Here is a 20,271-nt window from a genome sequence, read left to right on the forward strand (position 1 = left end):
GGTGCGATTGATTCCCTTCATCCTGGTCCTGTTGTTGCTCGCCGCCTGCGCGCCGGTGCGGGTGGCGCCGGGTGAGGCGGTGAAGACGCCGGTGATCGAGGACGGCGCGCTGATCACCCGGGACGGTGCGCGGCTGCCGGTGAGCCGCTTCGAGGCCGAGACGCCCCGGGCGGTGATCGTCGCCCTGCACAGCTTCCGGGACTACCGCGGCGCCTACGATCAACTGGGGCCCTGGTTCGCTTCGCGCGGCATAGACCTCGTGGCCATGGACCAGCGGGGTTTCGGTGATGCACCGCACCGGGGTTACTGGGCCGGCGAGCAGGCCATGCTCGATGACGTGCGCGATCTCGTCGCGGTGATCCACCGGGAACAACCGGGCCTGACCGTGTACCTGTTGGGCGAGAGCATGGGCGGATCCGTGGCCCTGGCGCTGATGGGCGATGGGCAGGCGCCGGCGGTGGCGGGCCTGATCCTCGCTGCCCCCGGGGTGCGCGAGGGCATCCCCGCCAAGCCCTTCTGGGACGGTGCCCTGCGGCTCTCCGAGCGCCTCGCGCCGGGGCTCACGGTGCCCATCAACCAGGACTACGACGGGGTGCTGGCGCCGGAGGCGGTGGCCCGTTTCCGGGACGACCCGAAGGTACTGCGCCGCATCCGGACCGATACCTATGCGGGGCTGGTGTGGCTGGCGGAGACCGCCTCCCGGCGCGCGGACCGGGTGCGGGTGCCCATGCTGGTGCTCTACGGCAAGCCTGACCGCACCATCCGCCAGGAGGCCATCTGTCACCTGGCGCGGCATCACGCCACGGGCCAGGTGGACCTGCGTATTCGCGACCACTGGCCGCACCTGCTGCTGCACGGCCCGGACCGGGAGGCCGTGGCCGGTGAGATCCTCGCCTGGCTGGATGGCAAGCGAAATGAATACGCCGTGAACCGTCACTGCCCCGCCTGATCCCGTACAATCCCCCGCCATGCATCCCCGACGCACGCTTCTGCCCCTGTTGTTCCTGCTGGTCTTGGGCCTCTCCGGTTGCGGCCGGGAGTTGCCGCCGCCGGAGGAGCGTATCCGAGCCCTGGTCAGTGAGGCCCGGGAGGCCGCCGAGGCCCGGGATCTCTCCGCCTTGCGCAATCTGATCGCCGACGACTACCGGGATGCCCAGGGCCGGGAGAAGGGCGACCTGGTGAACATCCTGCGGGTGCTGTTCCTGCGTCACCAGTCGGTGCACCTGCTCACCCGGGTGGGCGAGATCGGTTTCCCCGAACCGGGCCTGGCCACGGTGACCGTGTACGTGGCGATGGCCGGGCGGCCCTTCCCGGAACAGGACATCGGCCTGCTGCGCGCCGACCTGCACCGCTTCGATGTCAGCCTGCGCGAGACCCGCGGCGGTGACTGGCAGGCGGTGGACATCGCCTGGCGTCGCCCCGACCGGGCCGACTGGCCCTTCTGAACCAGGAGTTTCCATGGGCAACGAGTCCCGAACCGTGCTGGTGCTGGGCGCGAGCCCCAAGCCGGAACGCTTCGCCCACAAGGCCATCCTGACGCTGACCCGCCATGGCCACCGGGTCATCCCGGTGGGTCCGCGTCCCGGGGAGATCGGCGGCTGGCCGGTGCGCCAGCGGCTCGACGAGGTGGACGAGCCGGTGCACACGCTCACCCTGTACCTGGGACCGGCCAGAAGCGTGCAGGAGATCGACGCCATCCTGGCCCTGGCGCCGCAGCGGGTGATCCTCAACCCGGGCACCGAGTCCGCCGAGCTGGAAGACGCCCTGGACGGGGCCGGCATCGCCTGGGTGCACGACTGCACCCTGCTGATGCTCGACGGCGGGCGGTTCTGAGGCGCACGGCCCGGTGGGCGACTGGTGGCGGCCCGAGCACTGGTGGAACGAGGACAACGCCCTGTGGGTGCTGTTCGCCAGCGCCTTCGTCTCCAGCACCCTGCTGCCGGGTTCCTCGGAAGGGGTGCTGGCCGCCTCGCGTCTGAGCGGCTTCGATCCCTGGAACCTGCTGTGGGTGGCGACCCTGGGCAACACCCTGGGCGGCCTGACCAACTGGTGGCTGGGCCGCTGGATCGCCACCCGTTACCCGGCCCGGCGCCTGGTCAGGGCGGAGCAGGAAAAGGCCCTCGAGCGGGTGCGCCGCTTCGGCTGGCCGGTGCTGCTGCTGTCCTGGCTGCCGGTCATCGGTGACCCCCTGTGCCTCGCCGCCGGCTGGCTGCGGGTGAACTTCTGGCTCTGCGCCCTGGCCATCGCCATCGGCAAGGCGGCCCGCTACGCCCTGCTGCTGTGGCTGATCCCGGTGGCGGGAAGCTGAATCGTGATTCCAACGCAAAGGGCGCAGAGACGCAGAGTCCGCAAAGAAAAGCTTTTGAAGCTAAAACACTTTGCGGACTCTGCGTCTCTGCGCCCTTTGCGTTAGCTGCTTGACCACCGAAGCCCGCACAGCAATGTGTTAAAATGGCACACCCATGCATTCCAGGGGACCGCTTCTCATGGGTCTGCCTTCTGTTTCTCCCGTCAGTCTTCGCACCGCCCTGCTCGCCTTCGTGCTGCTGCCCCTGCTGGGGGTGATGCTGCTGGTGGGCGCCTCCGGGCTGCGCGCCGTGGAGGCGCGCCTGGAGGCGCGCATGCAACAGGACATCGAGCTGGTGGCCCGGGCCATCCAGCTGCCCCTCAGCCATGCCCTGGAACGGGACCGGCGGGGCAGCGTGCAGCAGTCCCTGGATTCCGCCTTTCGCATCGACCAGGTCTACGGTGCCTATGTCTATGACGCCGCCGGCGAGCTGGTGGCCGCCAGCGGTCCGCGCAGCCCCTCCATGGCCATTCGCCAGCAGGCCCGGGACCTGACCATCGGCGGCAGCCAGGGGCTCTACCAGGAACAGCCCGGCGGCCCGGTGTATTCCTTCTTCCTGCCGCTCACCGATGCCGGCGGGCGCATCAACGGCCTGCTCCAGGTGACCCGCCACGGGGCGGACTTCCGGGAAGACCTGGCACAGTTGCGCGGCCAGGCCCTGGCCCTGCTGGCGGCGCTTACCCTGCTGTTCCTGGGGGTGGTCGTGCTGGGCCACCAGCGCGCCGTGGGCCGGCACGTGGACCAGATGGTCAAGGCCATGGCCCGGGTGGCCGCCGGTGAACGGCGCTGCCGGGTGGCACCCGCCGGGCCCCAGGAACTGCGCGGTCTCGCCAAGGCCATGAACGCCATGCTGGACAGCACCGAGCGTTCCGAGGCGGCCCTGGCTCGGCAGCAGGACGAACAGCGGGCCCTGGAGGCGCGGCTGCGGGAATCGGAGAAGCTCGCCGCCATCGGCCAGCTGGCCGCCGGCGTGGCCCACGAGCTGGGCTCGCCCCTGGGGGTGATCGACGGCAAGGCGCAGCGCGGTCTGCGCCGGCTGATGGACGACGACCCCCTCAAGAGAGACCTGGGCGAGATCCGCGCCGAGGTGGCACGCATGGGCGGCATCGTGCGCCAGCTGATGGACTTCGGTCGGCGCAATCCCCTGCGCCGGCGCCCGGAATCCCTGCCGGAACTGGTGCGCGCCGAGGCGCGGCGTGTGACCCGGGGGGGATGCCGGGTGGCGGTGGAGGTGCAGGAGGGTGGCGAGATGCCGCCCCTGCCCCTGGACCGGTCGCGCCTGGAGCAGGCCCTGGGCAACCTGCTGCGCAACGCCGTTCAGGCGGCCCGTTCCCGGGTACGCGTCGCCTGGTCCCATGATGACCGGCAGGCCCGGGTGGTGGTGGAAGACGACGGACCGGGCATCGATCCGTCGGTGCGTGCGCGGCTGTTCGAGCCCTTTTTCACCACCAAGGCGGTGGGCGAGGGTACGGGCCTGGGCCTGTCCGTGGCCCACGGGGCGGTGAGTGACCACGGCGGCACGCTGGTCGTGGACCGAAGCCCCCTGGGCGGTGCCCGCTTCACCCTCAGCCTGCCCCGGGAGGCCGGCCATGACTGAGGCGAAGGCACGCATCCTGGTGGTGGAGGATGACACCGGCCACCGTGGCCTGCTGCGCGACGAGCTGACGGACGCCGGTCACCAGGTCACCGCCGTGGCCGATGCAGAGGCCGCCCTGGCGCAGCTGGATGCGGAGAGCTTGGACCTGGTGCTGAGCGACCTGCGCCTGCCCGGGGCGAGCGGCCTGGAGTTGCTGGCCCGTTGCCGGCGCATGGCCGCCGCCCCGGGCTTCATCATCATCACCGCCTTCGGCACCATCCCCCAGGCGGTGCAGGCCCTGCGGGAAGGGGCGGACGACTTCCTCACCAAGCCCGTGGACCTGGAGCACCTGGTGCTGGCGGTGGGGCGGGTGTTGCGCCACCGTGCCCTGCAGGCGGAGGTATCCCGTTACCGGGCGCTGCTGAACGGCGGCGATTTCCACGGCCTGATCGGATCGAGCCCGCCCATGCTGGAACTGTGCGAGGCCATCCGGCGCATCGCCCGGGCCCCGGGACCGGTGCTGATCACCGGCGAGTCCGGCACCGGCAAGGAGCTGGTGGCCCGGGCGGTGCACGCCGAAAGCGAGCGCGCCGAAGGGCCCTTCGTGGCCATCAACTGCGCCGGCATCCCCATGGAGCTACTGGAGTCGGAGCTGTTCGGCCACGTGGCCGGCGCCTTCAGCGGTGCCACCGGCGCCCGCAAGGGCCTGTTCGCCGAGGCGCACGGCGGCAGCCTGCTGCTGGACGAGATCGGCGAGATGCCCGTGACCATGCAGGCCAAGCTGCTGCGCCTGCTCCAGGACGGACGGGTGCGCCCGGTGGGCAGCAATCGGGAGCAGCCCGCGGACGTGCGCATCCTGGCCGCCACTCACCGGGACCTGGCATCCCTGATCCGGGACGGCGATTTCCGCGAGGACCTGTTCTATCGCCTGGAGACCTTCCATCTCGCGGTCCCGCCGCTGCGGGCGCGGGGCGAGGACGTGGAGCGCCTGTCCCTGGCCTTCCTGCGCCGGGCCGCCGCCGCCCAGGACCGGGCCATCCGCGGCATCACCCCCGAGGCCCTGCGCGCCCTGCGCCGCTACCCCTACCCGGGCAACGTGCGCGAACTGGCGAGCATCCTGGAACGGGCGGTCACCTTCTGCCGGGGCGAGGAGATCACCGAGGCAGACCTGCCCGAACGCGTGCTTGAAGATGCCGCGCGTTCAGCGGGGGCAGAGGCCCTGTGGGGGGATGCCGAGTCCCTGCCCACCCTGGCCCAGGTGGAGGAGCGCTACATCCGCCACGTGCTGGAGCGGGTGGGTGGCAACAAGCGCCAGGCGGCCAGGCTGCTGGGTATCGGACGGCGCACCCTCTACCGGCGTCTGGGGGAAGACTGACACGGTCCAGGCTGACCCATGTGTCAGGATGACACGGTTTTCGGGCCAAGCTGCCCGCCAGAGACCCAGGCGAGAAAGCATTGATAAACATGAAGTTGTACGGGATGCCGTGGCTCGGGAAAGGGATGGCATGGTGTCTGCAACGTATACGGGGAACATTCACAGCAACGATCCGGAGGATCCATGCCCATGACATTCCGCAAGCTTCCCCTCGCCATTGCCCTCGCCGCCGCCTTCGGCTTCTCCGCCGCCGCCCATGCCCAGGGCCAGCCCCAGCAGGGTGACCCGAGCTACGGCGCCCAGCCCCCGGCCGGCATGGAGCAGCAGGGCGCGCAGATCGATCCCCAGACCCTGGACCGCTTCGTGGACGCCTTCGTGGCCGTGCAGGAGATCCGCCAGGATTTCTCCGAGCGCCTGCAGGGGGTGGAGAACGAGGCCGAGGCCCAGGCCATGCAGCAGGAGGCCCAGGAGGAGATGATCAGCGCCGTGGAGGACAAGGGCCTGAACGTGGAGGAGTACAACCAGGTGGCCATGGCCCTGCAGTCCGACCCGGCCATGATGCAGCGGGTCCAGCAGATGGCTGAAGAACGCATGTAAGCCGCACAAAAAAGCCCCGCCCCTCCTTTGAGGGGCGGGGCTTTTTTGTGGGCAGAGACAAGAGGCAAGTGGCTAGAGGCAAGAAACAGCAGAGGCGTGGGTCGGTCTTCAAGCCCGACGACCGATGCGTATCGAGGCCGCTGCTGTCGGCCTGAAGGCCGACCTACCGGTCAGGCTCCTGGCGCAGGGCGTCGCGGATGCCGGACTCGATGTTGGGGTAGCGCAACTGGACGCCCAGGGCCTGGAGGCCCTTTTCCGCCTTGATGATCCTGGATTCGCGGATGAAGGACATCATGGCGGGCGAGATGTGTTTGTCCGCCTCGGAGAGCGGCACGCAGGGGGGGCGTTCCAGCCCCGCCAGGTCGGCCACGGTGTAGATGAAGTCGGTCATGGAGGCGTGCTGACCGTCGCCCACGTTGAACACGTCGCCCGGTTCGCCCCGCTCCAGGGCGGCGATGCACAGGCTGGCCAGGTCCTCGGCATGGATGCGGTTGCCGGGTGGCGCCTCTTCGGGGCAGATCACCGGGGTACGGTTGCGGATGCGCTCCAGGGGCAGGCGGCCGGGGCCGTAGATGCCCGGCACCCGCAGGATCACCACCGGCGTGCCGTGCGCGGCCATGAAGGCGCGCAGCTGGTTCTCGGCGTCCATGCGCCGGCGGGCCCGGTCGGTCTGGGGCCGGGTGGGTGTGTCCTCGGTGACCTCGGCGCCCCGCTGGTCGCCGTACACGCCCGTGGTGCTCACGTAGACGATGCGCGCCGGGGGCTGCGCCGCGCAGGCGGCAAGAAAGCCGCCCATGCGCGGGTCGCTGATGCCCGGCTCCGGGGGCTGGGCCAGGTAGATCACCGGCCGGCCCGCCAGGGGGATGCCGGCGGCCTGTTCCGGGATGTCCAGGTCGGCACGGTGCACCGGGATGCCCTCGGCCGCCAGGCGTTCGGCGCGCTCGGCGCTGCGCACCACCGCCAGGACCTCGCGGCCGCGGGCCATGAGTTGCCGGGCGGCGCGCAGGCCCACGTCGCCACAGCCGATGATCACTACTGGTTCCAAGGTTTTTCCCCTTGCGCAGATGGGCGAGAATAGCGGGCTTTGATTCTACACTCCCCGGCCGCCCGGCCGGGCGCATCAAGGAACCCCCCATGAGCTTTGAGATCACCATCCGGCCCAGCGGTCACGTGTTCGAGGCCGAGGACGACGAGACCATCCTCGAGGCGGCCCTGCGCCAGGGCTTCGCCCTGCCCTACGGTTGTCGCAACGGGGCCTGCGGATCCTGCCTGGGCAAGGTGCTCTCCGGCGAGGTGGATCACGGCCCGAAGCGCCCGCCGGCGCTCAGCGAGAAGGACGAGGCCGAGGGCAAGGCCCTGTTCTGCCAGGCCATCGCCATGAGCGACCTGGAGATCGAGGTGCGCGAGATCGGCGCCGCCCGGGACATCGTCATCAAGACCCTGCCCTGCCGGGTGGTGAAGCTCAACCGGCTGAACCACGACGTCATGGAGATGCAGCTCAAGCTGCCGGCCACCGAGCGCCTGCAGTTCCTGGCGGGTCAGTACATCGACGTGCTGCTCAAGGACGGCCGCCGGCGCAGCTTCTCCCTGGCCAACGCCCCGCACCGGGACGAATTCCTGGAACTGCACGTGCGCCACGTGCCCGGCGGCGTGTTCACCGACCAGGTGTTCGGCGAGATGAAGGAAAAGGCCCTGATGCGTATCGAGGGCCCCCTGGGCAGCTTCTTCCTGAGGGAGGACTCGGAGCGCCCTGTCCTGCTGATGGGCGGCGGCACCGGTTTCGGCCCGCTCAAGGCCATCCTGGAGCACGCCTTCGAGATCGGCGTGAAACGCCCCCTGCACCTGTTCTGGGGCGTGCGCGCGAAGCGGGACCTGTACCTGGATGAACTGCCCCGGCAGTGGGCCGAGGCCCACGAGCATTTCCGCTACACCCCGGTGCTCTCCGAACCCCAGGCCGAGGATGCCTGGACGGGCGAGACCGGCTACGTGCACGAGGCCCTGTTGCGCCAGTATCCGGATCTCGCCGGCTTCGACGTCTACATGAGCGGCCCGCCGCCCATGATCCAGGCCGCCCGGGCCGCGTTCGCGGCTGCCGGCCTGCCGGAGGAGCAGCTGTATTTCGATTCCTTCGAGTACGGTGAGAAAGTCAGTGGCTAGTCTCAAGTGGCTAGTGGCAAGGGATAAACCTCGACGGTTTAACTTGCCACTTGAGACTTGCCACTGCCTTTATTCGGCCAGGCGCAGGCCATCCCGATAGCAGGCCTGGGCACGCTCGTTCTCGCCCATCTCTTCCAGCAGTTCCGCCAGTTCCCGGTAGGTCTCGGGGCGCGGGCGCAGGCCGGTGCTGGCCTCCAGGTAGGCCCGGGCCTTGCCCCAGAGCTTCGCCCGTCGGGCCAGGCGGCCCAGGGTCAGCAGCAGGGCGGCGTCCCGGCCGTGCTGCTTCGACCAGCCCTCGGCGGTCTCCAGGGCCCGGGCAGGGTCTTCCACCGGCAGGGTGCCGTAGAGATGCACCAGGCCCTCGTCCCAGCCGGACTTGAGCGCGCTGCGCAGCAGGTGCTCGGCCTGGTTGATCTCCTTGAGACGGATCAGGGCGCGGGCGTGGGCCTCCACCAGCCGCGGCCGGTGGCGGGCATCCCGGGGCAGCCGCTCCCAGAGGCGGCGCACGGCGTCGGCGTCGGCGGCCTTGGCGAGCAGCTCCCGGGTGGCGCGGTTTTCCATATCCGCCAGGTCCGTCTCCGGGAGGACCTTGGCGCGGCGCAGTTCCGGCAGCAGCTCGAACAGGGCGGCACAGTCGTTGAGTCGTTCGTGCAGCCGGGCGCGCAGCTTGAGCAGGTAGCGGTGCCGGGGCACCAGCTCGTTCAGGTGGTTGAGGGTGGCCAGGGCCTGTTCATGCTGGCCGTGGGCGATCTGCAGCTCCGCCTGGGTCAGCTCCACGGCCACGTCGGAGCCGGACTCGCAGCGGCTGGCCTCGGCCAGGTAGTGATCCCGGCGGGTGTAGGCGCCCAGCATCTGGGCGGCGCGGGCGGCGCTCAGCCAGTGGATCAGCGGGGTCTGGGAACGGCGCGCGGAGCGCACCAGGAGCTTCTCGGCCCGTTCCCAGCGGCCCTCGGCCATCTCGATGAGGCCCTGGTTGAGACCGCGCCGGGCGGCCTCGGCCTGATGGCGTCGGCGCAGATCACGCACCCCGCCGGGCAGGCCCCAGAGACGGGTGAGCAGGCGCAGCAGCAGGTACAGGCCGAAGAACAGCAGCACCAGCGCCACCAGGAAGACCGCCAGCGAGGTCTCCACGCTCAGGTTGCCGTAGGCCAGCAGGGCGTAGCCCGGCTCGGTGAGGAAGAAGTGGGTCACCGCGGCCGTGGCCAGCAGGGCGATGAGCAGGATGAACAGCAGGCGCAGCATGGGGGCTTATCCTTCCAGCTCGTCCAGCAGGGTGAAGGAGCCGCTGATGTCCGGCGGCTCGGGGCGCAGGGTCACCCCTTTGAGGGCCTGCAGGCGCTCCCGCAGGCCGGCACCTGCCGCGGCGTCGAAATGCTCGTCCAGCAGGGCGGTGGCCCCGTCCAGGTGGCGCTGGAATTCGGCGTCGTCGCGACGCAGCACGGCGATGCGCGCGGCCTCCAGGCGCAGGGTCAGGAGCTGGCGCAGAAACAGTTCCACCTCCGCATCGGGCAGGCCACGGATGGGCTCCGCATGGCGCCGGATGGAGATGTGTTCGGCCAGGGCGGCGCGGATCTCGCTGTAGGCCTGCACCCACCAGGGGGCCTCCGCGTCGGCGCCATCGCCGGCGATCAGGCCCCGGTCCTCGGCACCGAGGCCGACGTCCTGGGGCACCTGTCCCTTGAGCGGGATCGGGCGAAGCTCCGAGGCCAGGCGCTCCAGGCGCAGGGCGATGCCGGGGATGTCCGGGCGGGCCATGTCCTCCAGGGCCTGGACCTCGGCGGCGATGGCCTCGCGCACCGGCAGCAGGCGCGGATCGCCCAGCTCGGCCAGGATCTCGTCGGCGGCCGCCAGGGCGCGCCGGGCGCCGTCCGGGTCGTCCATCAGGCGCAGGCGATGGGCGGCCATGCGCTGCAGGTGCTTGACCTCCATGAGCTGCCAGCCCCGTTCCTGGCGGGTGGTGCGATCCTGCAGCCGGGTCAGGCCCTGCTCCACCGTGCCGAGGCGGGTGTCGATGCGCGTGGACAGTTCCTCGCGGCCGGCGGTCTCGCGCCCCAGCCCCGCATCGAGCCGGGCCAGGCGCTCATCCCGGGCCTGCAGCTCGGCGGTGAGGCGTTCCAGCTGGCGGGCCTGGTCCGTGCGCACGTCCTCGCCCTGTTGCCAGAGGTAGAACAGGGCGGCGCCCACGCCCAGGGACAGCAGGAAGGCCAGGGTGGCGATCAGCAGGGCGGCGGACTGGCCGCGGGCGGGGGACGAGGCGCGGGCCGCAGTGTCGGCGGATTTCGCCGGCGTGGGGGTGGTCTTGCTCACAGTGGGTTCTTCCTTGCCACTGGCTGCAGCGGAGGCGGTGCGCTCGGGCTTGGGTTCGCCCTTCCTGGCGCCGCCCTTGCGGCCGGGCCTGGACTCGGCGGCCGGGGACGTGCCCGGCCTGGCGGTGGAGGATTCGGTCGTGGCGGTCTCGCTGCCGGTGGCGGTGACCTCGGCCTTGTCCTCGGCGCCTGCGCCCTTGTCCTTGTCATTGCTCATGCTGCGGCTCCCGGGCCTGTGCCCATTGCAACACTGCCTGCATCATCGATTCATCGCTGGGGTCCTCGGCCACCCAGGGGTCGCCGTTGAAGCCCAGTTCCCGTGCCGTCTCCACCATGCGCGGCGCGCCCACCAGCAGCGGCGTCTTGCGCAGCCACATGCGGCCCAGCTTGCCCACCATGTCGAACAGGTTGCGCAGGCCCTCGCTGCTGGTGCTGGTCACCAGGTGCAGTTCGCCCCGGGACCAGTGGATCATGAGTTTGCCCGTGTCCGCATCGGGGCGGCCGCGCCGGTAGGCTTCGGCATATTCCACCACCGCTCCCCGTTCTTTTAGCGTATCCCCCAGCAGTTCGCGTCCGCCGTCGCCGCGAAAGATCACAATGCGCTTGCCGGCCACGTCCTGCAATTCGGGTTCTTCCAGCAGGGCCTCGCTGTCGAAACGCCGGGGCGGACAGATGTGGGCCGGATGTCCGGCCCGGGCCAGTTCCTGGGCGGACTTCTGGCCCACGGCGCCAATGCGCAGATGCTCCGGCCAGGGGCGTCGGGCATGGATGCGGTTCACGGCCATGGACACGGCGTTGGGGCTGATGAAGATGGCGATGTCGAACGCGTCCAGTCGGTCGATCAGGGCGTCCAGCCGGCCGCTGTCCCGGGGCTCCAGGATCTCCAGCACCGGGAAGCGCAGGGGCACGCCTCCGGCCTGCTCGATCATGCGGCAGAAGACCTCGGCCTGGTGGGCCGGGCGGGTCACCAGCACGCCGGCACCCTTGAGCGGCCCGATCACGGCCTGCTGCTGGGGCTGGCTCATGACCGGTCCGCGTCCGGGCCCAGGCCCAGTTCGGCCAGGATCGGGCCGGCGCCCTCGTGGAGCAGGAGATCCGCCACGGCCCGGCCCAGGGCCTCGGCCTCGGCGCGGGGGCCGGACAGCTCGGCGCGCAGGATCAGGCTGCCGTCCGGTTCGCCCACCAGGCCGCGCAGGCGCAGGGTGTCGGCATCGGTCAGTTCCGCGTAGCCGGCGATGGGCACCTGGCAGCCGCCGTTGAGGCGTGCGTTCATGGCCCGCTCGGCGGCCACGCGCACGTGGGTGTCCGGGTCGTCCAGACTGCCGATCAGGGCCATGACCTCCGGGTCGTTCTCCCGGCACTCGATGCCGATGGCCCCCTGGCCGATGGCGGGCAGGCTCTGCTCCGGGGTGATCTCCGAGGCGATGCGCACCTCGAAACCCAGGCGCTTGAGGCCCGCGGCGGCCAGGATGATGGCGTCGAACTCGCCGGCGTCGAGCTTCGCCAGGCGGGTGTTGACGTTGCCGCGCAGGTCCAGGATCTGGAAATGGGGATGGTCGTGGCGCAGCTGGCACTGGCGGCGCAGGCTGGAGGTGCCCACCCGGGCGTCCCGGGGCAGCTCGTCCAGGCTCTTGAAGGTGTTGGACACGAACGCGTCCCGGGGATCCTCCCGGTCCAGGATCACCGGCAGGCACAGGCCTTCGGGCAGTTCCATGGGCACGTCCTTCATGGAGTGCACGGCGATATCGGCGCGACCCTCCAGCAGGCCGGTCTCCAGCTCCTTCACGAACAGGCCCTTGCCGCCCACCTTCGCGAGCGGGGTGTCCAGGATGCGGTCACCCTGGGTGGTCATGCCCACCAGCTCGACCCGCACCCCGGGGTGACGGGCCTTCACCAGGGCGGCGACGTGTTCCGCCTGCCAGACGGCCAGCGGGCTCTTGCGGGTGGCGATGCGAAGGGTGTCCAGGGGCATGAGGGTCGGAGTCCAGGTTGGGGTACGGATTGAACTAAAGGCTGCCCCATGGCGTCCTATGAGGCAAATAGGCGATTATATCCATTTATGCCTGACCACGGGATTGACTGATGAAGAACCTGTTCCGCGCACTGATCGTCTTCGCCGCCCTGCTGGGCGTGGTGACCTGGGCCCAGTCGGGCAGCCGGGACGCCGAGGGCGAACTGCTGCGCGAGATCACCGACCTGCGCGAGGAGGCGGCCCATGGCCTGCCCATCCTGGTGGAATTCGCCCTGCATGCCTGCCCCTACTGCCGGGTGGCGGAGGAGGAGTTCCTCAAGCCCATGATCCGCAGCGGCGCCTACGAGGACCGGGTGCTGATCCGCAAGCTGTCCATGGATCGCAGAACGGTGATCGATTTCGACGGCCAGGAGATCCGCACCCATGAACTGGCCGCCCGCTACGGCGCCCGCATGGCCCCCACGGTTGTGGTGCTGAGCCCCGAGGGCGAACTGCTGTCCCGCCCGGTGGTGGGTCTGAAGACCGTGGATTTCTACGGCGGCTACCTGGACCGGGCCATCGATGAGGCCGAACAGGCCATGGCCGAGCGCGGCCAGCCCGAGGTGGTAGCGGCACGCTGAGCCCGCTGTTCTTCCAAGGCCGCTTGATCAACGCAGAGAGCGCAAAGACGCAGAGATCGCAAAGGGGATTTTGATCAAAAGCTCTGCGCTCTCTGCGTTCATATCCAGATCTCGACCGGGCCCCCGCCGCCTGGTCGCCTACAGGGACTTGAGGAACTTGCGTACTTCTGCCACGTGACGACGGCTCACCTCCAGGCGCTCCCCGGTGCCCTTGAGCACCACCTCGAAACACCCCTGTGCGTTCTTCTCCATGCCGCCGAAGCTGTGCTTAGCCACCAGGGCGTTGCGGTGGATGCGCAGGAAGCTGTCGGCGAACTCCTCTTCCAGTGACTTCAGCGGCTCCTCGATGAGCACCTCGCCGCCCGTGTGGCGCACGGTGACGTATTTCTGGTCCGCCTGGAAAAAGTGGATGTCCTCCACCGGGATCAGTTCCAGGTTGCCGCGCACCCGGGCGCAGATGTGGCTGCGGCTGGATTGACCCACGGAACCGCCCAGCGCACCCATCTGCGCCTTGTTGGGCCGGCCGGCCGCCTCCAGGGCCGCCTTGAGCCGCTCGCCGCGTACGGGCTTGAGCAGGTAGCCCACGGCGTGGGTCTCGAAGGCCTCGATGGCGTGTTCCTCGTAGGCGGTGACGAAGATGACGGCAGGCGGCGTGTCCATCTGGGAGATGTGGCGCGCCGCCTCGAGGCCGTCCATGCCGGGCATGCGGATGTCCATGAGCACGATGTCCGGCTGGGTCTCCTGGGCCAGGCGCACGGCCTGCACGCCGTTGGCGGCGGTGCCGCAGACCTCGTATTGGCTGAGGGATTCCAGCAGGGAGACGAGACGCTCCCGGGCCGGGGCCTCGTCATCGACGACCAGTACTTTCATCAACATTCCTCCTTGGCAGGACCAGGATGACCCGGTAACGGTCGGTCTCTTCGATCACTTCCATCAGTGCCTGGCCGCGGAAGGCCAGGTCCAGGCGCTGGCGGATGTTGTCCTGGGCGATGCGGTTGCCCGGTTTGCGCCGGTTGCGGGGCGGTGCCAGCGGGTTGACCACCTCAATCTTCAGGTTCTTGTCGGAAAGACTCAAGCCGATGGTGATCTCGCCGCCCTCGGTGAGGGGCTCGATGCCGTGGTAGATGGCGTTCTCCACCAGCGGCTGGAGCACCAGCCCTGGCATGGGATAGTCCATGGGCAGGGCCTCGTCCAGTTGCCAGTGGACGTTCAGGCGCTCGCCCAGGCGCAGGGCCTCGATGCGCACGTAGCGGCGCGCAAGCTCCAGTTCCTCGCCCAGGGTCAGGGTGTCCTTGTCGGTCAGGGTGGCGCGGAACAGGTCGGCCAGGTCCTCCACCGCCATCTCCGCGGCATCGGGGCGAGAGCGGGTGAGGCTCGCGATGGTGTTCATGCTGTTGAACAGGAAATGGGGGCGAATGCGCGCCTGCAGGGCCTGGATGCGGGAGCGGGCCTCGGCCTCCACGTTCTGCTTCCACTGGTGCTGCACGTACAGATAGCGCAGGGCCACGGCGCTGACGATGGCGCTGATGGAGACCGTACGGCCCAGGAAGCCCAGGTGATCGGTGACCGGCATGTGGGGTTTCAGGCCCAGGTAGCTGCCGGTCCACAGCGCCAGCAGGGAGAAGATCACCGTCACCACCAGCACGATCAGCCAGGCGGCGCCGGCGGCCTGCAGGGGCGGCAGGCTGAGCAGGCTGCGACGGGCCAGGCACAGCACCAGCACGGTACCGAGCGCCACCCACTGCACGAACAGCGAGGTGAACGCGAGCGCCACCCAGAAGCCCTCCGGCGCGGGTCCCCGGGCCAGCGCCAGGATGAAGGCCAGCAGCTGGGCGATGAGCACCACCAGGAACAGGGTGTGGCTGGAGCAGAAGTTGGGCAGGAACGCACCCGCGTCCGCACCGTTGCCTGTCCCCTGGGCCGACTGTTTTTCCTCGGTCATCGGTATCCTCCCCGCCGGCTAGTGTGAAGCGCGCGGGGACGCTTGGGAAGTGTCGGTGTTCTTGCCGGCGCGGGAGTTTAGGAGCCTCTCGGACTTAGGTTGTTCCCACTCGGCTCGCTACGGGCACCTAAGTCCGACAGGCTCCTAGGGGAGTAGGTATAATGTTGGGTTCAGACCAGCGAGGATCATCCATGAGTACCCAGCATTCCGGCGACAAGCTCTGGGGCGGTCGCTTTTCCGAGCCCACCGATGCCTTCGTCGAGGCCTTCACCGCCTCCGTGAGTTTTGACCAGCGCCTCTACCGTCACGACATCCAGGGCTCCAAGGCCCATGCGCGCATGCTCGCGCGGGTGGGTGTGCTGACCGAGGAGGAATGCGACAAGATCCACGACGGGCTGGATGCCATCCTGGCCGACATCGAGCGCGGCGACTTCGCCTGGTCCGTGGAGCTGGAAGACGTGCACATGAACGTGGAGGCGCGGCTCATCGAGCGCATCGGCGACGTGGGCAAGAAGCTGCACACCGGCCGTTCGCGCAACGACCAGGTGGCGACCGACATCCGTCTCTACCTGCGCGAGGCCATCGACGCCCTGATGCAGGAGATCCGTCGCCTGCAGGGCGGGCTGGTGGATCTCGCCGAGCGTGAGGCCCAGACCATCATGCCCGGCTTCACACACCTGCAGACCGCCCAGCCGGTGACCTTCGGGCATCACATGATGGCCTGGTACGAGATGCTGGAGCGCGACCATGGCCGCCTGGCCGACTGCCGCAAGCGGGTCAACGTGCTGCCCCTGGGCGCCGCCGCCCTGGCCGGCACCCCCTACCCGCTTGACCGCCACTACACCGCCGAACTGCTGGGTTTCGATGCGGTCACCGACAACTCCCTGGATGCGGTCAGCGACCGGGACTTCGCCATCGAGTTCTGCGCCGCCGGCGCGCTGATCATGACCCACCTGTCGCGCTTCTCCGAGGAACTGATCCTCTGGGCCAGCGCCCAGTTCGGCTTCGTCGACCTGCCGGACCGCTTCTGCACCGGCTCCTCGATCATGCCCCAGAAGAAGAACCCGGACGTGCCCGAGCTGGTGCGCGGCAAGACCGGCCGGGCCAACGGCAACCTGATCGCCCTGCTCACCCTGATGAAGGGCCAGCCGCTGGCCTACAACAAGGACAACCAGGAGGACAAGGAACCCCTGTTCGACACCGTGGACACCCTGGCCGGCAGCCTGCGCGCCTTCGCCGACATGGTGCCCCACATCCAGGTGCGCGCCGAGGTCATGCGCGCCGCCGCGAGCCGAGGCTTTGCCACCGCCACGGACCTGGCCGACTACCTGGTACGTCGCGGCATGCCGTTTCGCGACGCCCACGAGGTGGTCGGCCGCGCCGTGCGCCACGGTGTGGAGACCGGAAAAGATCTCGCCGAGATGAGCCTGGATGAGCTGCGCAAGTTCTCAAAGACCATCGAGCAGGACGTGTTCGAGGTGCTGACCCTGGAAGGCTCCGTGGCCGCCCGCAACGTGCACGGCGGCACGGCGCCGGCGCAGGTGCGCGCGCGCATCCGCGCCGCCCGGGCGAAGCTGATGCCGGCAAAGGGCTAACCCGCATATCTCACCGGTCGGACACCGGCGGACGCGTAACAGGCTGAAACGCGAGTGGAATACTCTGAAATCGTCGGCAATCTCAGCATGACAGTCTGTTCCCGCCGGAGTCCTATCGCGGTTCAGGCTCGTCTTCGCGCCCGTAGGCTTGCTCTTCACTCAACCCATAGCTATTGCTATGGGTTTCGCTCCAGAGCGGCGTCTACAGACACGAATCCTTCGCCTGCTCCCGCGATCCCGGTGAGATATGCGGGCTAAAGGGTGCAGTGAGGAAGGCCGGGGCCTTGTCAGGCCCCGGCCTTTTTTGTGCTTAGGGGAATGACATTGTCGGCGCGCCCGGGCAGGGCCGCGGGTTCCAGGGGCGCGGGCATGTGCAGGCCGAAGCCCTGGCCGTAGTTCACGCCGATGGCCTTGAGGTGATCCATCACCGCCTCGTGGGCCACGCATTCCGCGATGGTCTGGATGCCCATGATGTGGCCGATGTGGTTGATGCTTTCCACCATGGCCCGGTTGATGGGGTCCTCGTTCATGTCGCGCACGAAGCTGCCGTCGATCTTGAGAAAGTCCACCTTGAGCTGTTTCAGGTAGCCGAAGGAGGACATGCCGGTCCCGAAGTCGTCCAGGGCGAACCGGCAGCCCAGGTTTCTCAGTGCCGACATGAAACGCTCGGCCTGGGTGAGGTTGGCGATGGCGGTGGTCTCGGTGATCTCGAAGCAGACCCGGCCGGGCTCCACCCCGGTGCGCGCCAGCATGTCGAGGATGAAGTCCAGCATCTGGTTGTCGCACAGGGACTGACCCGAGAGATTGATGGCGTAGAGCCCGTGCGGGCGCGGACCCGGGATGCGCAGGTGGTTCAGGACCCGCGCGATGACCCAGCGATCGATGGCCGGCATCAGGCCGTAGCGTTCCGCCGCGGGGATGAAGGCCATGGGCGCGATGATGGCGCCGTCCTCATCCAGCATGCGCACCAGCACCTCCGTGTGGGGGGGCTCGTTCCCGGACACCGGCACGATGTGCTGGTGATAGAGGCAGAAGCGATCCCGCTCCAGGGCCTCGTTGATGCGCTGCACCCAGCTCATCTCTCCCTGGCGCCGGCTCAGGGCCTGGTCGCCGTGCTGGATGATGTGGATGCGGTTGCGGCCCTGTTCCTTGGCCAGGTAGCAGGCGGCATCCGCGTCGCTCATCAGGCTGGCCACGCTCTTGATATGCTCATCGATGGGCGCCACGCCGATGCACACCCCCACGGTGTAGATCTTCTCCTGCCACTGGAAGCGGAACTCGGCGACCGTGGCGCGCAGGGTCTCAGCGATCTGCCCGGCACGCTCCATGGGGCAGCCCTCGAGCAGCACGCCGAACTCGTCCCCGCCCAATCGTGCCAGGGTATCGTTGTCCCGCAGTTGTCCCTGCAGGCGGCGGGTGAGCTGGCGCAGCAGTTCGTCGCCCGCGGCGTGGCCGCAGGTGTCGTTGACCAGCTTGAACTGGTCCAGGTCCATGAACAGCACCGCATGGCCGCGCCCTTCCTGGCGGGCGGTGGTGACCAAGAGATCCAGGCGGCGCTCGAACTCGGCGCGGTTGACCAGGCCCGTGAGGCTGTCATGGGTGGCGGCCCAGGAGAGCTTGCGCGCCATCTCGCGGGCCTGGGTGACGTCCCGGAACACCAGGGCCGCGCCGATCACGTGGCCGTCGCGGTCGCGGATGGGCGCGGAGACCTCCTCGACCGCAAACTCACGGCCATCGCGGGAAACCAGCACCACCCCCTGGTGCAGGCTGGAGGCGGTGGCATCGGGAACCGCATGGATGAGCGGATGGGGGACGGGATCGCCGCTGCCCTCGTGGAAGGTGCGAAACACCTCCGCCAGGGAACGGCCGCGGGCCAGGTGATTGCGCCAGCCGGTGAGGTGTTCGGCCACCGGGTTCAGGTAATCCACCAGGCCCTGGGTGTCGGTGGTGATCACCGCGTCGCCGATGGCGTGCAGGGTCACCTGGGCCCGTTCCTTCTCCCGATAGAGATCGGCTTCCACCCTGGCCGTGCGCAGGCCCACCGTTCGGCCCACCAGTGCGCCCAGCAGCAGCGCCGCCAGCCCCAGCAGGCTCATCAGGATCACGGCGGAGCGGTAGCGCGCGGCAGCCTCCTCGACCATGGTTTCGCCCGCTTCCCGCTGCAGCGCCAGCAGGGCGTCGAGGTTGGCGAGCACGGCATTCTGCAAGGGGATGGCCTGTTCCAGCAGCACCCGGTTGGCGTGCTCGGCCTCGCCGTTCAGGATGTGCTCGAGCACCGCCTCCTGGGCCTGCACCGCGCGCACGGTCAGGCCCCGGGAATCCTCCAGCAGGGCCTCTTCCCGCGCGCTCAGGCTCATCTGGGTCAGGCGGCCGCGGTTGACCATGAATTGCGAGGCCTCCTGGCGGAAGTCCATGATGCCCGCGTCCAGATCGAAGGGGTCCGTGGTGATGGCCAGGCGCAGGAGGGTCACGGAGCGTTCCCGGGCGGCATTGCGCATGTTGCCCAGCAGCTCGGTCTTGACGTTGTGCTCGTGGACGATGCGTTCCAGCCGGTCCTGCACGTGGGCCATGCGGCTGAGTCCCAGCACGATCATGATCGCCATGAGGCACAGCACGATGCCGAAACCGACCAGGATGGTGCTGCGGGAACGGGCCGCGAAGACCGGCGAGTGTGGTCTTTCGGCCAATTGCACCTGATTGTCCTTCACCCCGGCGTCTCCTCCAGAAGGGTGTTTGCCCGGCCAGAACCGGGTATCCCCGCGCAAGACACGGGGAAAACACGCTCTTGTTATTGATACGTCCCTGATGAGGCGTATTTTTTATGTTTTTGTGCCGTCCTACAGGCCAACTATGCCCCGAAGATCAGGAATCGCCAACACCGCCCGTCAGTGATAACAAGCATTCGGGGCCGTAAACCGGCGTTTTGCCGGCCGGAGAGAGGGATCAGTCGGCAAGGCGCGCCAGAAACCAGGCGCGCAGGTCGGAGATCTCCGCCTCGCAGACCTGGTGGGCCATGGGGTACTCATGGGATTCCACCGAAAGTCCCAGGTCCTCGAGAGATTGAGTAGCCGCCCTGGCCGCTGTCAGGGGGATGATGGGGTCTGCCTGGCCGTGGGCCTGGTAGATGGCGGAGGTGCGCGGACCGGCCAGGGGCTCGAGGCCGGCATGGGTGAGGTTCGGCAGGTAGGTGGACAGGGCGAACACCCCCTCCGGCCGCAGCTCGGTGCACAGGGCCGTGGCCAGGGCCACGGCGCCCCCCTGGGAAAAGCCGCCCAGCAGCAGCCGGGGGCAGCTCGCGCGCAAGTGTCGACCCAGGGCCTCGATGGCGGCGATGGATTCACGCAGGTCGGGCCCAGATTCCCGTAGCGGCGAGAGGCTCAGCAGGTCATACCAGGCGCGCATGGCCATGCCGCCGTTGATGGTCACGGGCCGCACCGGGGCATGGGGAAACACGAAGCGCACCGGCGTGGCCTGCGGGATGCGCAGCACGGGGACCAGGGGTTCGAAATCGTAGCCGTCGGCACCCAGGCCGTGCAGCCAGAGGATGGCGGTGCGGGGCTCGGGACCGGTGTCGATCTGGAGGGTTTCGAGGCGGGGTGGTGAATCCATGGCTTTGGATGATAACCCGATACGATGAAACATGATTCTCTCGCCGGGACGCGGAGACGCAGGGAATAGTCCTGACGCGTTGGATTTTCCAGCGCCTCTGCGCCTCCGCGAGAGAATGGGGTTCGGTATGTTCCAGCAGGCACAAAAAAGGCCGGGCCCCTTGCGGAGCCCGGCC

The 20,271-nt window shown here is 68.9% G+C and carries 19 protein-coding genes; 10 read left to right on the plus strand and 9 right to left on the minus strand.

Annotated elements, in window-relative coordinates:
- Window position 1: 1 nt before the first annotated feature.
- From TGR7_RS00085 to TGR7_RS00115, 7 genes are all read left to right on the plus strand, one after another.
- Window positions 2-949 (plus strand): alpha/beta fold hydrolase, encoded by a 948-nt coding sequence (locus TGR7_RS00085; RefSeq protein ID WP_012636610.1) that lies wholly within the window; start codon window positions 2-4, stop codon window positions 947-949.
- Window positions 950-968: 19 nt separating this feature from the next.
- Entirely contained in the window at window positions 969-1,445 is a 477-nt protein-coding gene (locus TGR7_RS00090) for a hypothetical protein (RefSeq protein ID WP_012636611.1), read from the plus strand.
- Window positions 1,446-1,458: 13 nt separating this feature from the next.
- On the plus strand, window positions 1,459-1,833 hold the full coding sequence (locus TGR7_RS00095; protein ID WP_012636612.1) for a CoA-binding protein: 375 nt from the start codon (window positions 1,459-1,461) through the stop codon (window positions 1,831-1,833).
- A gap of 13 nt (window positions 1,834-1,846) precedes the next feature.
- The gene (locus tag TGR7_RS00100; protein ID WP_012636613.1) at window positions 1,847-2,308 is read left to right on the plus strand and encodes a YqaA family protein; all 462 of its coding nucleotides are present in this window, start codon (window positions 1,847-1,849) and stop codon (window positions 2,306-2,308) included.
- Window positions 2,309-2,486: 178 nt separating this feature from the next.
- Window positions 2,487-3,944 carry a sensor histidine kinase gene (locus TGR7_RS00105; protein WP_012636614.1) on the plus strand — a complete coding sequence of 486 codons (1,458 nt, stop codon included), beginning with the start codon at window positions 2,487-2,489 and terminating at the stop codon, window positions 3,942-3,944.
- Entirely contained in the window at window positions 3,937-5,298 is a 1,362-nt protein-coding gene (locus TGR7_RS00110) for a sigma-54-dependent transcriptional regulator (protein ID WP_012636615.1), read from the plus strand. The genes TGR7_RS00105 and TGR7_RS00110 overlap by 8 nt, the downstream gene beginning before the upstream one ends.
- Window positions 5,299-5,481: 183 nt before the next feature.
- A complete protein-coding gene (locus tag TGR7_RS00115) occupies window positions 5,482-5,895 on the plus strand; it encodes a DUF4168 domain-containing protein (RefSeq protein WP_012636616.1) in 414 nt (137 codons plus the stop codon).
- Window positions 5,896-6,058: 163 nt separating this feature from the next.
- Here the strand turns inward: TGR7_RS00115 and TGR7_RS00120 are convergent, their stop codons facing one another.
- On the minus strand, window positions 6,059-6,940 hold the full coding sequence (locus tag TGR7_RS00120) for an SDR family oxidoreductase (RefSeq protein WP_041440610.1): 882 nt from the start codon (window positions 6,938-6,940) through the stop codon (window positions 6,059-6,061).
- Window positions 6,941-7,029: 89 nt separating this feature from the next.
- Between TGR7_RS00120 and TGR7_RS00125 the strand changes: the two genes are divergently transcribed.
- Entirely contained in the window at window positions 7,030-8,052 is a 1,023-nt protein-coding gene (locus tag TGR7_RS00125; protein ID WP_012636618.1) for a CDP-6-deoxy-delta-3,4-glucoseen reductase, read from the plus strand.
- A 69-nt stretch (window positions 8,053-8,121) separates the two neighbouring features.
- Here the strand turns inward: TGR7_RS00125 and TGR7_RS00130 are convergent, their stop codons facing one another.
- From TGR7_RS00130 to hemC, 4 genes are read right to left on the minus strand one after another with little or no spacing between them, the layout of a single operon-like run.
- Window positions 8,122-9,294, minus strand: coding sequence for a heme biosynthesis HemY N-terminal domain-containing protein (locus tag TGR7_RS00130; protein ID WP_012636619.1), 1,173 nt, complete (start codon window positions 9,292-9,294; stop codon window positions 8,122-8,124).
- A 6-nt stretch (window positions 9,295-9,300) separates the two neighbouring features.
- On the minus strand, window positions 9,301-10,575 hold the full coding sequence (locus TGR7_RS00135; RefSeq protein ID WP_012636620.1) for a uroporphyrinogen-III C-methyltransferase: 1,275 nt from the start codon (window positions 10,573-10,575) through the stop codon (window positions 9,301-9,303).
- Entirely contained in the window at window positions 10,565-11,383 is an 819-nt protein-coding gene (locus tag TGR7_RS00140; protein WP_012636621.1) for a uroporphyrinogen-III synthase, read from the minus strand. Before TGR7_RS00140 ends, TGR7_RS00135 begins: the two co-directional genes overlap by 11 nt.
- Window positions 11,380-12,330, minus strand: coding sequence for a hydroxymethylbilane synthase (gene hemC / locus TGR7_RS00145; protein WP_012636622.1), 951 nt, complete (start codon window positions 12,328-12,330; stop codon window positions 11,380-11,382). Before hemC ends, TGR7_RS00140 begins: the two co-directional genes overlap by 4 nt.
- 110 nt (window positions 12,331-12,440) lie before the next feature.
- On the opposite strand from hemC, the gene TGR7_RS00150 reads away from it, so the two are divergent.
- Complete coding sequence (locus tag TGR7_RS00150; protein ID WP_012636623.1) at window positions 12,441-12,950, plus strand: thioredoxin family protein; 510 nt, start codon at window positions 12,441-12,443, stop codon at window positions 12,948-12,950.
- 138 nt (window positions 12,951-13,088) lie between these two features.
- On the opposite strand, the gene TGR7_RS00155 is transcribed toward TGR7_RS00150, so the two are convergent.
- A complete protein-coding gene (locus tag TGR7_RS00155) occupies window positions 13,089-13,820 on the minus strand; it encodes a LytR/AlgR family response regulator transcription factor (protein ID WP_012636624.1) in 732 nt (243 codons plus the stop codon).
- Window positions 13,798-14,892 (minus strand): sensor histidine kinase, encoded by a 1,095-nt coding sequence (locus tag TGR7_RS17855; RefSeq protein ID WP_012636625.1) that lies wholly within the window; start codon window positions 14,890-14,892, stop codon window positions 13,798-13,800. The genes TGR7_RS00155 and TGR7_RS17855 overlap by 23 nt, the downstream gene beginning before the upstream one ends.
- A 191-nt stretch (window positions 14,893-15,083) precedes the next feature.
- On the opposite strand from TGR7_RS17855, the gene argH reads away from it, so the two are divergent.
- Window positions 15,084-16,487 carry an argininosuccinate lyase gene (argH, locus tag TGR7_RS00165; protein ID WP_012636626.1) on the plus strand — a complete coding sequence of 468 codons (1,404 nt, stop codon included), beginning with the start codon at window positions 15,084-15,086 and terminating at the stop codon, window positions 16,485-16,487.
- A 287-nt stretch (window positions 16,488-16,774) separates the two neighbouring features.
- Here argH and TGR7_RS00170 read toward each other — a convergent pair whose 3' ends face one another.
- Together TGR7_RS00170 and TGR7_RS00175 are read right to left on the minus strand one after the other, a co-directional pair.
- Window positions 16,775-19,195, minus strand: coding sequence for an EAL domain-containing protein (locus tag TGR7_RS00170; protein ID WP_012636627.1), 2,421 nt, complete (start codon window positions 19,193-19,195; stop codon window positions 16,775-16,777).
- Window positions 19,196-19,430: 235 nt separating this feature from the next.
- The gene (locus tag TGR7_RS00175; RefSeq protein WP_012636628.1) at window positions 19,431-20,096 is read right to left on the minus strand and encodes an alpha/beta hydrolase; all 666 of its coding nucleotides are present in this window, start codon (window positions 20,094-20,096) and stop codon (window positions 19,431-19,433) included.
- Window positions 20,097-20,271 lie beyond the last annotated feature (175 nt).

Source organism: Thioalkalivibrio sulfidiphilus HL-EbGr7 (assembly GCF_000021985.1).
GTDB classification, from domain to species: Bacteria; Pseudomonadota; Gammaproteobacteria; order Ectothiorhodospirales; family Ectothiorhodospiraceae; genus Thioalkalivibrio_A; species Thioalkalivibrio_A sulfidiphilus.

Bases quoted from the DNA above. Each gene is read 5' to 3' on its own strand.
- TGR7_RS00090 (WP_012636611.1), top strand. From the start codon at position 969: ATGCATCCCCGACGCACGCTTCTGCCCCTGTTGTTCCTGCTGGTCTTG.
- TGR7_RS00095 (WP_012636612.1), top strand. From the start codon at position 1,459: ATGGGCAACGAGTCCCGAACCGTGCTGGTGCTGGGCGCGAGCCCCAAG.
- TGR7_RS00105 (WP_012636614.1), top strand. From the start codon at position 2,487: ATGGGTCTGCCTTCTGTTTCTCCCGTCAGTCTTCGCACCGCCCTGCTC.
- TGR7_RS00110 (WP_012636615.1), top strand. From the start codon at position 3,937: ATGACTGAGGCGAAGGCACGCATCCTGGTGGTGGAGGATGACACCGGC.
- TGR7_RS00115 (WP_012636616.1), top strand. From the start codon at position 5,482: ATGCCCATGACATTCCGCAAGCTTCCCCTCGCCATTGCCCTCGCCGCC.
- TGR7_RS00125 (WP_012636618.1), top strand. From the start codon at position 7,030: ATGAGCTTTGAGATCACCATCCGGCCCAGCGGTCACGTGTTCGAGGCC.
- TGR7_RS00130 (WP_012636619.1), bottom strand. From the start codon at position 9,294: ATGCTGCGCCTGCTGTTCATCCTGCTCATCGCCCTGCTGGCCACGGCC.
- TGR7_RS00135 (WP_012636620.1), bottom strand. From the start codon at position 10,575: ATGAGCAATGACAAGGACAAGGGCGCAGGCGCCGAGGACAAGGCCGAG.
- TGR7_RS00140 (WP_012636621.1), bottom strand. From the start codon at position 11,383: ATGAGCCAGCCCCAGCAGCAGGCCGTGATCGGGCCGCTCAAGGGTGCC.
- hemC (WP_012636622.1), bottom strand. From the start codon at position 12,330: ATGCCCCTGGACACCCTTCGCATCGCCACCCGCAAGAGCCCGCTGGCC.
- TGR7_RS00150 (WP_012636623.1), top strand. From the start codon at position 12,441: ATGAAGAACCTGTTCCGCGCACTGATCGTCTTCGCCGCCCTGCTGGGC.
- TGR7_RS00155 (WP_012636624.1), bottom strand. From the start codon at position 13,820: ATGAAAGTACTGGTCGTCGATGACGAGGCCCCGGCCCGGGAGCGTCTC.
- TGR7_RS17855 (WP_012636625.1), bottom strand. From the start codon at position 14,892: ATGACCGAGGAAAAACAGTCGGCCCAGGGGACAGGCAACGGTGCGGAC.
- argH (WP_012636626.1), top strand. From the start codon at position 15,084: ATGAGTACCCAGCATTCCGGCGACAAGCTCTGGGGCGGTCGCTTTTCC.
- TGR7_RS00175 (WP_012636628.1), bottom strand. From the start codon at position 20,096: ATGGATTCACCACCCCGCCTCGAAACCCTCCAGATCGACACCGGTCCC.